Annotated in this window: 9 protein-coding genes and 1 pseudogene; 7 read left to right on the top strand and 3 right to left on the bottom strand. The window is 67.5% G+C overall.

Translation table 11 applies throughout. From position 1 onward, the window contains the following. Positions 1 to 70: 70 nt before the first annotated feature. Positions 71 to 1,711 carry an acyl-CoA dehydrogenase family protein gene (locus WS69_RS25500; RefSeq protein WP_059473430.1) on the bottom strand — a complete coding sequence of 547 codons (1,641 nt, stop codon included), beginning with the start codon at positions 1,709 to 1,711 and terminating at the stop codon, positions 71 to 73. A 46-nt stretch (positions 1,712 to 1,757) separates the two neighbouring features. On the opposite strand from WS69_RS25500, the gene WS69_RS25495 reads away from it, so the two are divergent. From WS69_RS25495 to WS69_RS32245, 4 genes and pseudogenes are all read left to right on the top strand, one after another. Then, positions 1,758 to 2,456, top strand: coding sequence for a TetR/AcrR family transcriptional regulator (locus WS69_RS25495; RefSeq protein WP_059473573.1), 699 nt, complete (start codon positions 1,758 to 1,760; stop codon positions 2,454 to 2,456). Positions 2,457 to 2,880: 424 nt separating this feature from the next. Next, positions 2,881 to 4,035 carry a pyridoxal phosphate-dependent aminotransferase gene (locus tag WS69_RS25490; RefSeq protein WP_059473429.1) on the top strand — a complete coding sequence of 385 codons (1,155 nt, stop codon included), beginning with the start codon at positions 2,881 to 2,883 and terminating at the stop codon, positions 4,033 to 4,035. Positions 4,036 to 4,089: 54 nt separating this feature from the next. Next, positions 4,090 to 4,884, top strand: coding sequence for an ABC transporter substrate-binding protein (locus WS69_RS25485; RefSeq protein ID WP_059473428.1), 795 nt, complete (start codon positions 4,090 to 4,092; stop codon positions 4,882 to 4,884). Between the two features lie 7 nt (positions 4,885 to 4,891). Then, positions 4,892 to 5,962, top strand: a pseudogene (locus WS69_RS32245) (FAD-binding oxidoreductase); the annotation flags it as partial. Between the two features lie 264 nt (positions 5,963 to 6,226). On the opposite strand, the gene WS69_RS25465 reads toward WS69_RS32245, so the two are convergent. Both WS69_RS25465 and cadR read right to left on the bottom strand, forming a co-directional pair. Beyond that, positions 6,227 to 6,847, bottom strand: coding sequence for a PadR family transcriptional regulator (locus tag WS69_RS25465; protein WP_059473424.1), 621 nt, complete (start codon positions 6,845 to 6,847; stop codon positions 6,227 to 6,229). 100 nt (positions 6,848 to 6,947) lie between these two features. Next, positions 6,948 to 7,379, bottom strand: a complete 432-nt coding sequence (gene cadR, locus WS69_RS25460) for a Cd(II)/Pb(II)-responsive transcriptional regulator (protein ID WP_059473423.1) — start codon at positions 7,377 to 7,379, stop codon at positions 6,948 to 6,950. Between the two features lie 81 nt (positions 7,380 to 7,460). On the opposite strand from cadR, the gene WS69_RS25455 reads away from it, so the two are divergent. From WS69_RS25455 to WS69_RS25445, 3 genes are all read left to right on the top strand, one after another. Beyond that, positions 7,461 to 10,226, top strand: a complete 2,766-nt coding sequence (locus WS69_RS25455) for a heavy metal translocating P-type ATPase (RefSeq protein ID WP_442854924.1) — start codon at positions 7,461 to 7,463, stop codon at positions 10,224 to 10,226. 12 nt (positions 10,227 to 10,238) lie between these two features. Next, positions 10,239 to 10,640, top strand: a complete 402-nt coding sequence (locus tag WS69_RS25450; RefSeq protein WP_059473422.1) for a zinc ribbon domain-containing protein — start codon at positions 10,239 to 10,241, stop codon at positions 10,638 to 10,640. Between the two features lie 695 nt (positions 10,641 to 11,335). Further along, entirely contained in the window at positions 11,336 to 12,799 is a 1,464-nt protein-coding gene (locus tag WS69_RS25445; RefSeq protein WP_059473421.1) for a mechanosensitive ion channel, read from the top strand. Positions 12,800 to 12,880: the final 81 nt, after the last annotated feature.

Genomic DNA, 12,880 nt, shown 5'->3' with positions numbered 1-12,880 from the left:
TTCGGATTCCTTGCTTGCGGCGGACGTGGCGCGGAAAAGCGCGGCGCGCGAGCGGCGGCGCCGCGCGCGGTTATGCGGCGTACGCGCGTTGCAGCAGCGCGGCGACGTCGACGCGGCGCGAATCGAGCGCGCCCGTCACGCGGCCCCACACCGGTTCGCCGAAGCGCGTCGCGATGAAGCCGTCGCTGACGGCGGCGGGCGCCGCGTCGAGCAGCAGGCACGCTTGCGCGACGAGCGCGATGTGCTGCGCGAGCACGCGGCCGAGCGCTTCGAGCGCATCGGGCGGCGTGCCGAGCAGCGTGCGCAGCGCGTCGAGCGCCGCACGAATCCGCGCATCGCGGCCGCCGAGCGCGTGCAGTTCGTCGACGAGCGCGTGCGCCGCGTCCGGCTCGCGCGAGATCGCGCGCATCACATCGAGACACATCACGTTGCCGGAGCCTTCCCAGATCGAATTGACGGGCGCCTCGCGGAACAGTCGCGCGATCGGGCCGTCGTCGACATAGCCGTTGCCGCCGAACACTTCCATCACTTCGCCCGCCGCCTCGACCGCTCGCTTGCAGACCCAGAATTTCGCGGCCGGCGTGACGATGCGCGTCCACGCCGGCTCGCCGCGCTCAAACGCCTGCGCGAGCCGAATCGCAAGCGCGAGCGCCGCTTCGCTCTCGAGCGCGAGATCGGCGAGCACCGCGCGCATCAGCGGCTGCTCAGCGAGCGCGCGGCCGAACGCGTGACGCTGCCGCGTATACGCGATCGCCTGCACGAGCCCCTGGCGCAGGATTGCCGCGCTGCCGAGCACGCAGTTCAGGCGCGTGTAGGTCGCCATTTCGATGATCGTCGGAATGCCGCGGCCTTCTTCGCCGAGCATCACGCCCCACGCGTCGTCGAGCTCGACCTCGCTGCTCGAGTTGCTGCGATTGCCGACTTTGTTCTTCAGCCGCTGGACGAGCACCGCGTTCTTCGTGCCGTCCGGCCGCCAGCGCGGCACGTAGAAGCACGACGTGCCGCCCGACTCGGTGCGCGCGACGACGAGGTGCGCGTCGCACATCGGCGCGGAGAAGAACCACTTGTGACCCCGCAGCAGATAGTCGCCGCCGCGGCCGCCCGCGCCGACGGGCGCTGCGACCGTCGTGTTCGCGCGCACGTCCGAGCCGCCCTGCTTTTCGGTCATCCCCATGCCGAGCGTGATCGACCGCTTCGCGTCGATCGGCACGTCGCGCGGATCATGGACGTTGCTGTAGAGCTTGTCTTTCAGTTGTGCCCACAGCGCGGGCTCCTTCTGCAAAACTGGGATGCTCGCCTGCGTCATCGTCGCCGGGCACAGCGTGCCCGCCTCGATCTGGCCGTGCAGATAGAAGCCCGCCGCGTTCGCCGCCCAGCGGCCTGCGCGCGCGTCGCGGAACGCGAGCGAGATCAGGCCCTGTTCACGATAGAGGCCGAGGAGCGCGTGCCAGCTCGGATGGAAATCGATGCGGTCGATCCGGCGGCCGCGGCGGTCGAACGCATTCAGCTCGGGGACATGGCGATTCGCGTCTTCGGCCTGCTGCGCGGTGTCGCGCGCGCCGAGCCGCGCGCCGTACGCGTCGAGCTGCGGCGCGGCCCACGACGCGCCCGCGCGTTCGAGCGCTTCGCCGAGCGCAGGGTCGGTCGCGAAGAGGTTATAGTCGATCAATTCGTCGAACTGGTTGCTCACCGCGTGGGTCGACCAGGCCATGATGGACGTCTCCGTGTCGTTGTTCGGCTCGATCAGGTTAGCAAAGATGACTTCGCGACATGTTCAGGTTTCCGCGCATCCCGACAAGACGATCGCGCAGCCGCAGCCGGCCTTGCGCCGCCGTCCGCGGCAGCGGCGCGCGCACGCGAGCTCGGAGGCGCTGCAGCAGGCGTTTGTTCGGGTTTGGCTCGAGCGCGGCTACGCGAAGGCGACGATTCGCGAGATCGCCGCGGTTGCGGGCGTGAGCGTCGGCACGTTCTACGAGTATTTCGGCGACAAGGAGAGCCTCGCGGCGCTCACGATCCACCACTACGTGAAGGCGCTCGCGGCGCGGATGCGCGGCGTCGTCGATGTACGGCGCGGCGCGGGTTGCAGGGCGATCGCGGCCGCGCTCGTCGACGCGCAGGTCGATGTGATCGAGCAGGACGCGCGCGTATGGGCCGCGATCTTTACGCTCGAGCGCAAGGTCTCGCCGATCGACGCGTATCGCCGGCATTACGACGACTACGTCGCGCTGTGGCGCGACGCGCTCGCGGGAGCGGGCGATGCGCCGGCGAATGTGCGGCTCGACGTGGCGGCGCGTGTCGCGCATGCGTTGTGCTACGGGTGGGTGTCGCAATCGCTGCTGACGCAGGGTGCGGCCGTCGATGTCGCGCAGTTGCGCGGCGAACTGCATCGGGCTGTGGACGCGTATCTCGCGGCGGGGGCGGATGTCGGTGTCGGCGGCGGCGCGGTTTCTGGTTGAGCCGGGCCGGATGTCTCGCCGCCGATGTTGCGAATGCCGACGGGCGCTGCCGTGCGGTCGCAGCGCTTTTCTCGTCGATGTCGATGAGCTTCCCGCAGGCTTCGTATGCGTCGAACTGGTGATCGGCAGACCCGTCAGGCTGCGAACCGCTGAACCGCTGAGTCAGCCGTCTGGATAGGCCCCATGACAGCGGCCACGCGTCACCGGCATCGATCACGCGACGCCTTCCACCAACGCTCCAGCCTGCATCGAACAACATAGCCTCCGCCGTCCCGCGTCGCCCGCTCTCCCGCGTTATGAGTTTTCGTCATGCCTGCCATGACGAACTTTCGATTGCCGCGAGAAATTGGCTCAGGCCAAATCCGCGTCGTTGACCCATGCGTCGGAGATGACCGGCGCGCCATTCCAGGAGAAAGGAAGACCCATGCAGAGCGCCGCCGCGCCCCGTTCGAAGCTGCCCGACGTCGGCACGACGATCTTCACGGTCATCGGCCAGCTCGCCGTCGAACATCGGGCGCTGAATCTGTCGCAGGGCGCGCCGAACTTCGCGCCCGATCCGGCGCTCGTCGAGCGCGTCGCCTGCGCGATGCGCGATGGGCACAACCAGTACGCGCCGATGGCGGGCGTCGCCGCGCTGCGCGAGGCGCTCGCCGTCAAGACCGAGCGCCTGTACGGCGGACGCTACGATCCGGAATCCGAAATAACCGTCGTCGCGAGCGCAAGCGAAGGGCTCTACGCGACGATCAGCGCGCTCGTGCATCCGGGCGACGAGGTGATCTACTTCGAGCCGTCGTTTGACAGCTACGCGCCGATCGTCCGCCTGCAGGGTGCGACGCCCGTCGCGATCAAGCTGTCGGCAGAGGGCTTTCGCGTGAACTGGGACGAAGTGGCCGCCAACATCACGCCGCGCACGCGGATGCTGATCCTCAACACGCCGCACAACCCGACCGCGACGATCTTCGGCGACGCCGACATCGCGCGCCTCGCGCAACTCACGGCGGACACCGACATCGTGGTGCTGTCCGACGAGGTGTATGAGCACGTCGTGTTCGACGGCGCGCGCCATCACAGCATGGCGCGCCATCGCGTGCTCGCGGAGCGCAGCGTGATCGTGTCGTCGTTCGGCAAGTCGTATCACGTGACGGGCTGGCGCGTCGGCTACTGCCTCGCGCCGGCCGAGCTCACGCGCGAGCTGCGCAAGGTCCATCAATTCATGACGTTCGCGGCGGACACGCCGATGCAGCACGCGTTCGCCGAAGCGCTCGCCGAGCCGTCGAGCTATCTCGAGCTCGGTGCGTTCTACGAGCGCAAGCGCGATCTGCTCGTGCGTGAGCTTTCCGGCTCGCGTTTCGAGCTGCTGTCGAGCGAGGGCTCGTTCTTCATGCTCGCGCGCTTTCGGCATTTTTCCGACGAATCCGACGCCGATTTCGTGCTGCGCGCGATCCGCGACGCGCGTGTCGCGACGATTCCGTTATCCGCGTTCTATGCGGACGGCACGAACACCGGCTGCATCCGCCTCAGTTTTTCGAAGGACGACGCGACGCTGATCGAAGGCGCGCGGCGTCTGCGCAGCCTCTGACGCGTGCATCGCGCCGATGACCGGACACGACCCCGACCTCAAGGAGAATCATCGATGAAACGACTGCAAATCTGCCTGGCGCTCGCATGCGCATTGGGCGTCGTCACGGGCTCGGGCGCGGCGCGCGCCGAGGCTTCGCAAACGCTGCGCTTCGGTCTCGAAGCGCAATATCCGCCGTTCGAATCGAAGGCGGCGAACGGCGAGCTGCAAGGCTTCGACATCGACGTCGGCAACGCCGTCTGCAAAGAGGCGAAGCTCGCGTGCAAGTGGGTCGAGACGTCGTTCGACGGGCTGATTCCCGCGCTGCAGGGGCGCAAGTTCGACGCGATCAATTCGGCGATGAACGCGACCGACCAGCGACGTCAGGCGATCGACTTCACGACGGTGATCTACCGCGTGCCGACGCAACTGATCGCACGCGCGGACAGCGGCCTCGTGCCGACGCCGGAATCGTTGAAGGGCAAGCGGGTCGGCGTGCTGCAGGGCTCGATCCAGGAAGCGTACGCGAATGCGCACTGGGTGGGCGCGGGCGTGCGGGTCGTCGCGTATCAGGACCAGAACCAGGCATACGCGGATCTCACGGCAGGCCGCCTCGACGGCACGCTCGTGCTCGCGCCCGCGGGCCAGCGCGGATTCCTGTCGCGGCCGGATGCGAAGGGTTTCGCATTCGTCGGGCAGCCGGTGCGCGACGACAAGATTCTGGGAAGTGGCATCGCGTTCGGGCTGCGCAAGGGCGACGATGCGCTGAAGGCGCGCCTGGACGCCGTGATCGACAAGCTGAAGGCGGACGGCACCGTGAAGACGCTAGGCCGGAAGTACTTCGGCGACATCGACGTCTCGACGAAGTGAAGGATGTGGTGCGATGAGCGCGCGCGCGGGCACGACGCTGCAAGCTGTGCAGGACGCGACGGAAGCGGCCGACTTCGCGTTCGGCGTCGATCTCGGCGCGCGCGGCTCGTGCCAGATCGGCGGCATGCTCGCGACCAACGCGGGCGGCACGCGCGCGATCCGCTTCGGGAAGATGCGCGAGCAGACGCTCGGCATCGAAGCGGTGCTCGCGGACGGGACGGTCGTCACGTCGCTGAACCGGATGCTGAAGAACAACGCCGGCTATGACGTGAAGCAGCTCTTCATCGGCAGCGAAGGCACGCTCGGCGTCATCACGCGCGCGGTGCTGCGGCTGCATCCGCCGCTCGCGGCGCCTGCGACGGCGCTATGCCGCGTGCGCGACTAAGACACGCTCGTGCGGTTCTGGCGCGACGTGCGCGCGACACTGCCGTGCGTCGTCAGCTTCGAGGCGATGTGGCTGGCGTTCTATCGCTACGTCGTCGCGTATACGCCGGGCGTCACGCCGCCGTTCGATGCGGACGACGATTTCGTCGTCATGATCGAATGCGCGGCGAGCGATCCGCGCATCGATGCGCGCGACACGCTCGAGCAGCGTCTCGGCGCGTGCTTCGATGCAGGGCTCGTGAGCGATGCGGCGCTTGCCGCGTCGGAGCGGCAGACGCGCGACATGTGGACGCTGCGCGAAGGACTCGCGATCGACGCGCTGCCGCATCTGCTCAATTTCGACGTGAGCTAGCCCGTCGCCGAACTCGGCGTGTTCGCCGAGCGCTGCGATACCGCGCTGCGTGCGCGCTGGCCGCATGCGGTGTGTCTGTGCTTTGGGCATGTCGGCGACGGCAACGTGCACATCGGCGTGTCGCTCGCCGATCCGCCCGCGCATGGCGCGGACGGCGTCGAGCACGTCGTCTACGAAATCGTGCGGACGATGGGCGGGTCGATCTCGGCCGAGCACGGGATCGGCGTGCTCAAGCGGCCATATCTCGGGTACTCGCGGAGCGCTGCCGAGATCGGCGTGATGTGGGCGATGAAAAGCGCGCTCGATCCACTCGGGATCCTGAATCCCGGGAAGATGCTGTAGTCGCGGCTGGACGGGGTGAGGTGCGGTGTGCGAGCGGTTTCCGCTGGAGGCGGTGCGTCGTCGTTTCTGCTCGTGCCCTGGACGTTGTTGCGGACGACGCGAATCTGCGTAGCATCGTTGCCGTTGCCGTTGCCGTTGCCGTTGCCGTTGCCGTTGCCGCTGCAGCACGCAGCACGCAGCACGCAGCACGCCCGGCAATGAAGCCGGCACTGTCGGTCAGAGAAAGAAGCGACGGCTCGACTCTCGCGATGGCGCTTCGCCCATTCATTCCGAATCTGGCGAATCGGCCTGCGCGAATCGCGCGGCGACCTCGCGCAGCCAAGCCTCGCTCCAGGTGAGCGCGCCAACCTTCAGATGCTCGACGATGCAGCGTACCCAATCGAGCTCGGCTTCGAGCGTCACCCGCATCAGTTCGCCGTCGAGCAGAAAGAGCCGCGGGATCTGCATCGCGAGCGCGGCGTCGTGCGTTTCGTCGAGACGGGCGAGCTCGGCTTCGAGTGCGGCGGCACGCGCTTCGAGCTGGCGGCGCGCGTCGTCGGCGGACAGTAGCGGCAGCACCGACAGCGCGGCCGGAAACGACGGAAATTCGCGCGCCGGTCGCGCGAGCTGCTCACGCAGCCACATGCGGGCGGTGTCGCGGCCAGCATCGGTGATTTCGTAGACCGTGCGCTCGGGAAACGCGCCGTCGCGTTCGGTCTCGCGTACGGCGATCAGCGCGTCGCGCTGCAGGCGCTCGATCGTCTGGTAGAGGCTGTTGCGCTGCCTGACGTTGACGATCTCGTCCTTACCCCGCAGCTTCACGAGTTGCTGGATTCGGTACGCATGCATCGGCGCTTCGGTGAGCATCGCGAGCACGACGAGTGCAAGTGGAGAATATCGAGCCATAACATGAGTAGTTAATTAATTTCTAGTTATATTATGACTAGATATAAATGAACGCAAGCGCCGCAACGCCCGCCGCTCGGACATCGGCGGACACCGCATGTCAGCCGACGTGCGAGCGCTTGCCCGGCATGTCCGGCGTTTCCATCGTCGCGAGCCCGTGCACGATCCCGCAGTCCTCGACCGCATGCTCGCCCTGGCACCGCTCGCGCAATTCGATCAGCTGCGCGCGCAACTGCTCGAGTTCTGCGAGGCGAGTGTTGACGTGGCCGATGTGCGCGTCGAGCAGCGCGTTGACGGAATCGCAGCGGTCCGCTGGATCGTCGGTGAAGCGCAGCAGCGCGCGGATCTCGTCGTGCGTCATGTCGAGCGCGCGGCAATTGCGGATAAAGCGCAGCCGCTCGACGTGCGCGCCGGTGTAGTTGCGGTAGTTGCAGCCGGTCCGTTCCGCGTCGGGCATCAGCCCCTCTTTTTCATAGAAACGAATCGTCTCGGGCGTGCACCGGGCCGCTTTCGCAAGTTCGCCGATTTTCATTCGAATCTCCTTACAAAAAGGGTTGACCTTGTAGTGACTTCAAGGTGTTAACTGTACATCGTCAGTCACAGAGGAGTTGCCATGACCGAGGCCACCCGGGCCGAAAACCGGCCGCGTACGCCCGAAACCGATCGCGACTGCGCGCATCCGAACGATGTGCGCGATCCGGCATCCGTCGACGCTCGCTCGCATTCGCACGTGCACGCCCCTGATGGTGCCGCGGCGTACGCGTACGGTCAGGACGGGCGTTCACGCGGGCGCGAGCTGGCGGATGCGGCCGACCCGAACCGAAAGGACGGCGCTCGACACCAGGGTTGCGCGCACCGTGACGCCGAAGGCCATGCGCATGGCAATGCCCATTCTCGCGAACGCGATCACCATCCCGATCGACGCAATGCGGACTCCGGCGCGCGAGCGAATGGTGAAGGAGCGAACGGTGAAGTTCTGCTTCGCGCCGATGGTCACGCTCAGTCACGCGCCGACGGTTGTTGTTCGCACGACCACCAGCACGGCGATATCGACGCGCTTGCAAACCGTGGAGCCCAGTCTCACGAGCGTGGTTCGATTGGTTGCGGCCACGATGCGCGAGCCGACGACGATCGTCAGCACTCCCACTCCCACGCTGATGCCGATGCCGACTGCTGCGCACCCGCACCCGCCGCGTTCGCGCCGCTGCCTGGCGCGCGGAAGGCAGCGGACGGCCGCGTGCGCTCTGCGTTCCGGATCATGCAGATGGACTGCCCGACCGAAGAAACGCTGATCCGCAAGAAGCTCGGCGGGATGGCCGAAGTCGCGGCGCTCGAATTCAACCTGATGCAGCGGATGCTGACGGTCGAGCACGCGCCGGGCGCGGAGGCGGGCATCGTCGGCGCGATCCGCTCGCTCGGGATGACGCCCGAGCAGGCCGACACTGGCGCGACGGGCCGCGGCGCGTCGCCCGTGCCGGCCGAAGCGCAGCGGCCGTGGTGGCCGCTCGCGATCGCGGGCGGCGCGGCGGCCGCGTCCGAGGCGGTCACGTGGCTGCAGCTTCCCGTATGGCTTGCCGCCGCGCTCGCGCTCGCCGCGGTCGCGACCTGCGGCCTCGGGACGTACCGCAAAGGCTGGATCGCGCTCACGAACGGCAATCTGAACATCAATGCACTGATGAGCATCGCGGTGACGGGCGCGATGGCGATCGGCCAGTGGCCCGAGGCCGCGATGGTGATGGTGCTCTTCACCGTCGCCGAGCTGATCGAGGCGCGCTCGCTCGATCGCGCGCGCAACGCGATCCAGAGCCTGATGCGGCTCGCGCCCGACACCGCGACGGTCAAGCAGCCCGACGGCTCGTGGCGGACGATCGATGCCGCGCAGGTCGCGCTCGGCGCCGTCGTGCGCGTGAAGCCCGGCGAGCGGATCGGTCTCGACGGCGAGATCGCCGCCGGCCGCTCGACCGTCAATCAGGCGCCGATCACGGGCGAGAGCCTGCCCGTCGAGAAAGGCGACGGCGACCCGGTGTACGCGGGCACGATCAACGAAGCCGGCTCGTTCGAATATCGTGTGACGGCGGTCGCGGGCAACACGACGCTCGCGCGGATCATCCACGCGGTCGAGGAAGCACAGGGGGCGAAGGCGCCGACGCAGCGCTTCGTCGACAGCTTCGCGCGCATCTACACGCCGATCGTTTTCGCGATCGCGCTCATCGTCGCGATCGCGCCTCCGCTCGTGTTCGACGGCGCATGGCGCGACTGGATTTATCGCGCGCTCGTGCTGCTCGTGATCGCGTGCCCGTGCGCGCTCGTGATCTCGACGCCCGTGACGATCGTGTCGGGTCTCGCGGCGGCCGCGCGGCGCGGCATCCTCGTGAAGGGCGGCGCGTACCTCGAGCAAGGCCGCCGGCTCGCGTGGCTCGCGCTCGACAAGACGGGTACGATCACGCGCGGCAAGCCGGTGCAGACCGACTTCGAGATGCGCGCGGCCGGCATCGACGTCGCCCGTGTGCGGCGACTCGCCGCGAGCCTCGCCGCGCGCTCGGACCATCCGGTTTCGCAGGCGGTCGCGGCGGCCGGCGTAGCCGAAGGCGGCGCGGGCGGCGTCGGCAACGGCAGGGACGCGTCGTTCCTCGACGTCGCCGACTTCGAGGCGATTCCGGGCCGCGGCGTGCGCGGTGCGATCGACGGCACGCTGTACTGGCTCGGCAACCACCGCCTCGTCGAAGAACTCGAATGCTGCACGCCCGCGCTCGAAGCGCGCCTCGACGAGCTCGAGCGGCAGGGCAAGACGGTCGTGATGCTGATCGACGGCACGCGCGTGCTCGGCCTCTTCGCGGTCGCCGACACGGTGAAGGACACGAGCCGCGCGGCGGTCGCCGAGCTGCACGCGCTCGGCATCAAGACTGCGATGCTGACGGGCGACAACCCGCACACCGCGGAGGCGATCGCGCAGCAGGTCGGCATTGACGACGCGCGCGGCAACCAGTTGCCGCAGGACAAGCTCGCCGCCGTCGACGAACTCGCGACAGGCGGCCGCGCGGTCGGCATGGTCGGCGACGGGATCAACGATGCGCCCGCGCTCGCGCGTGCCGATATCGGCTTCGCGATGGGCGCGATGGGCACCGACACGGCGATCGAGACGGCCGACGTCGCGCTGATGGACGACGACCTGCGGAAGATCCCGGCATTCGTGCAGCTGTCGCGCGCGACGCATCGTGTGCTCGTGCAGAACATCATGTTCGCGCTCTCCGTGAAGGCGGTGTTCGTCGGACTGACGGTCGCAGGGATGGGCACGATGTGGATGGCGGTGTTCGCCGACGCGGGCGCGAGCTTGATCGTCGTCGGCAATGGCTTGCGACTGCTGCGCCGCGGACAGTGAACGGAGGAGACGATGAACTGGCTCAAGCGGATCGTCGGCGGTGGGCATCATGGAAACGGCGGCCGTCGCAACCATCACGGTGGCGGGGCGGGCGGCGGGCACGGTCATGGCCGCGGCTACGGCTGGGGCTCCGACAGTCCCGGCGGCCGCGGTTGGGGCCGCCGGGACGCACCGAGTGACGACGGCCGGGATCGAGAACGTAGCGGCGTTCCGCCTCAAAGGGAGACGAGCGGGCCCGTGCAGCGCGCCGCATGCGCGAAGTGCGGCGCGATCAACGGAGCGGATGCGAAGTTCTGCGCGCAGTGCGGCGTATCGCAGGCACCGGCCGCGTGCGGTGGATGTCGCGCGCTGCTCGATGCATCCGCGCGCTACTGCCCGCAATGCGGGACGGCAGTCTCGAAGGCGCGCGCGTGACGCGAGGCGGGGCGGGGTGCGGGCGGTTGCCATGCGATGCGTCGGCGCGCGCATTCCGATAGCGCTGCTAAGCAAGTTCGCGATTGCGTGCGTGAGATTTCAGGCGCGCTATTCGGGTCGATATATTCGAGTCGACCCGTTCGTTCGGTGCACAAGTAAGCAAGCGTCGATATGTTTGATGCAGTGGTTCGACGCAATCCAGTCGCGGTGAGCGTCCGAACCCGTTCGTTTTCTCGCTGCCCTATCTGCAGCGAAGCGAATCCGCCGACTCAGCCGCGACACGGCCAAACTTGCCCACGGCAGCCGTTGTTCAGCGCGCACGGCGCACCCAAATCGCCCCCTGTCTGTCCGACGCCCCGCACAGCAAATCCCGGGCCTGCCATAGCGAACGAAAGCGTCTTGCGCAAGCCGGTTCACATTCTTCCATCAATCATCCCGTCTGTTTCATGCTTGCGACTCGCCGACACGAACGCGCGCCGTGTGCCGCATCATTTCGCGACGCGCGCAACGTCCGTGCGCACGATTTTTATTAGCAGGATCGATCCCTTAGAATAAAGTTCGAGTACAGTGAAGCACGATTGAAGCCGTCATCGTTCCCCGTGTAAGGTCGCCGCTGCGGAGCCAGGTTTTTCTTCGGAGTCCGCAGGTTGTTCGTCGAGGTCCAACGCAACATCACGCTTTTCGGGAGAGAACATATGGATTCATCCAGTTTCCTGACGTCGATGCAGAGCACGCTCGGCGTTTATCTGCCCAAGATCGCGGGCGCGCTCGGCATCCTGGTCGTCGGCTGGCTGATCGCCGTGATCGTCCGGGCGGGCGTGCGGCGCTTGCTGAGTGCGCTGAAGGTCGATGCGCGCATCGCCGAAAGCACCGGCCAAGGCGCACAAGTGGAGCGCATCATCGCGGGCGGCCTGTTCTGGCTCATCCTGCTCGTGACCGCGGTCGGCATCTTCAACGTGCTGAACCTCTACGCGGTATCGAATCCGTTCTCGCTTCTCGTCACGAAGATCATCAACTATCTTCCGAACCTGCTCGGCGGCGCGGCGCTCACGCTCGTCGCGTGGCTGATCGCATCGCTGCTGCGCAGCCTCGCCGACAAGACGCTGAAAGCGAGCAAGATCGACAGCAAACTGTCGGAAACGGCAGGGATGCGGCCGATGAGCTCGTACCTCGGCGACGTGCTGTTCTGGCTCGTGATCCTGATGTTCATCCCGGCGATCCTCGCCGCGTTCGATTTGAACGGGCTGCTGTCGCCCGTGCAGGGGATGATCGACAAGATCCTCGCGATCGTGCCGAACGTGTTCGCCGCGGCCGTGATCGGCTTCGTCGGCTGGCTCGTGGCGCGCATTCTGCGCGGGCTCGTCACGAACCTGCTCATCGCGGCGGGCGCCGACAGGCTCACGCAAAGCGTCGAGAGCCCGGCGCCCGTGAAGATCTCGAGCCTCATCGGCACGGTCGTCTTCATCTTCGTGTTCGTGCCGACGCTGATCTCCGCGCTCGACGCGCTGAAGATCGAGGCGATCTCGCGGCCCGCGACCGACTTGCTCGGCCAGTTCCTCAACGCGGTGCCCGACATCTTCGCGGCCGTCGTGATCGTGCTCGTCACGTTTTACGTCGCGCGCTTCGTCGGCGCGCTCGTGCAGAAGCTGCTCGTCGCCGCGGGAGTCGACGGCCTGCCCGCCGTGCTCGGCGTCGAGCGCGTGTTCACCGGGATGCTGCAGCCTTCGGTGCTGGCCGGCCGGCTCGTGATTTTCTTCGCGATGCTGTTCGCGACCGTCGAAGCCGCGAACCGGCTCGGCTTCACGCAGGTGCGCGACGTCGTCACGCTGTTCATCGAGTTCGGCGGGCACGTGCTGATGGGCGGCGTGATCCTCGTGATCGGCTTCTGGCTCGCGGGCCTTGCGCGCCGCGTGATCGAGCAGACCGACAGCGAGCACAGCCGGCTCTTGTCACGCATCGCGCAGTTCGCGATTCTCGGCCTCGTGTTCGCGATGGGATTGCGCGCGATGGGCATCGCGAACGAGATCGTGCAGCTCGCGTTCGGCCTCGTGCTCGGCGCGATCGCTGTCGCGGTCGCGCTGTCGTTCGGTCTTGGCGGCCGCGAAGCCGCGGGCAAGCTGCTTGACCGCTGTTTCAACCAGCGCGGCAAGCAGGACTGACGCGCGGATGACGCGCGACGATCGCCCGTGCATCGGCGCGGTTTCCGCGGTGGCGCGCCGGTGTGGCACCGGGCGCCGTTT

Source organism: Burkholderia sp. BDU5 (genome assembly GCF_001522845.1).
In the GTDB taxonomy this organism is placed as follows: domain Bacteria; phylum Pseudomonadota; class Gammaproteobacteria; order Burkholderiales; family Burkholderiaceae; genus Burkholderia; species Burkholderia mayonis.
This window is presented reverse-complemented; position numbering and strand designations above follow the sequence as displayed.

Bases quoted from the DNA above. Each gene is read 5' to 3' on its own strand.
- WS69_RS25485 (WP_059473428.1), top strand. From the start codon at position 4,090: ATGAAACGACTGCAAATCTGCCTGGCGCTCGCATGCGCATTGGGCGTC.
- cadR (WP_059473423.1), bottom strand. From the start codon at position 7,379: ATGAAAATCGGCGAACTTGCGAAAGCGGCCCGGTGCACGCCCGAGACG.
- WS69_RS25455 (WP_442854924.1), top strand. From the start codon at position 7,461: ATGACCGAGGCCACCCGGGCCGAAAACCGGCCGCGTACGCCCGAAACC.
- WS69_RS25445 (WP_059473421.1), top strand. From the start codon at position 11,336: ATGGATTCATCCAGTTTCCTGACGTCGATGCAGAGCACGCTCGGCGTT.
- WS69_RS25495 (WP_059473573.1), top strand. From the start codon at position 1,758: ATGACTTCGCGACATGTTCAGGTTTCCGCGCATCCCGACAAGACGATC.
- WS69_RS25465 (WP_059473424.1), bottom strand. From the start codon at position 6,847: ATGGCTCGATATTCTCCACTTGCACTCGTCGTGCTCGCGATGCTCACC.
- WS69_RS25450 (WP_059473422.1), top strand. From the start codon at position 10,239: ATGAACTGGCTCAAGCGGATCGTCGGCGGTGGGCATCATGGAAACGGC.
- WS69_RS25500 (WP_059473430.1), bottom strand. From the start codon at position 1,711: ATGGCCTGGTCGACCCACGCGGTGAGCAACCAGTTCGACGAATTGATC.
- WS69_RS25490 (WP_059473429.1), top strand. From the start codon at position 2,881: ATGCAGAGCGCCGCCGCGCCCCGTTCGAAGCTGCCCGACGTCGGCACG.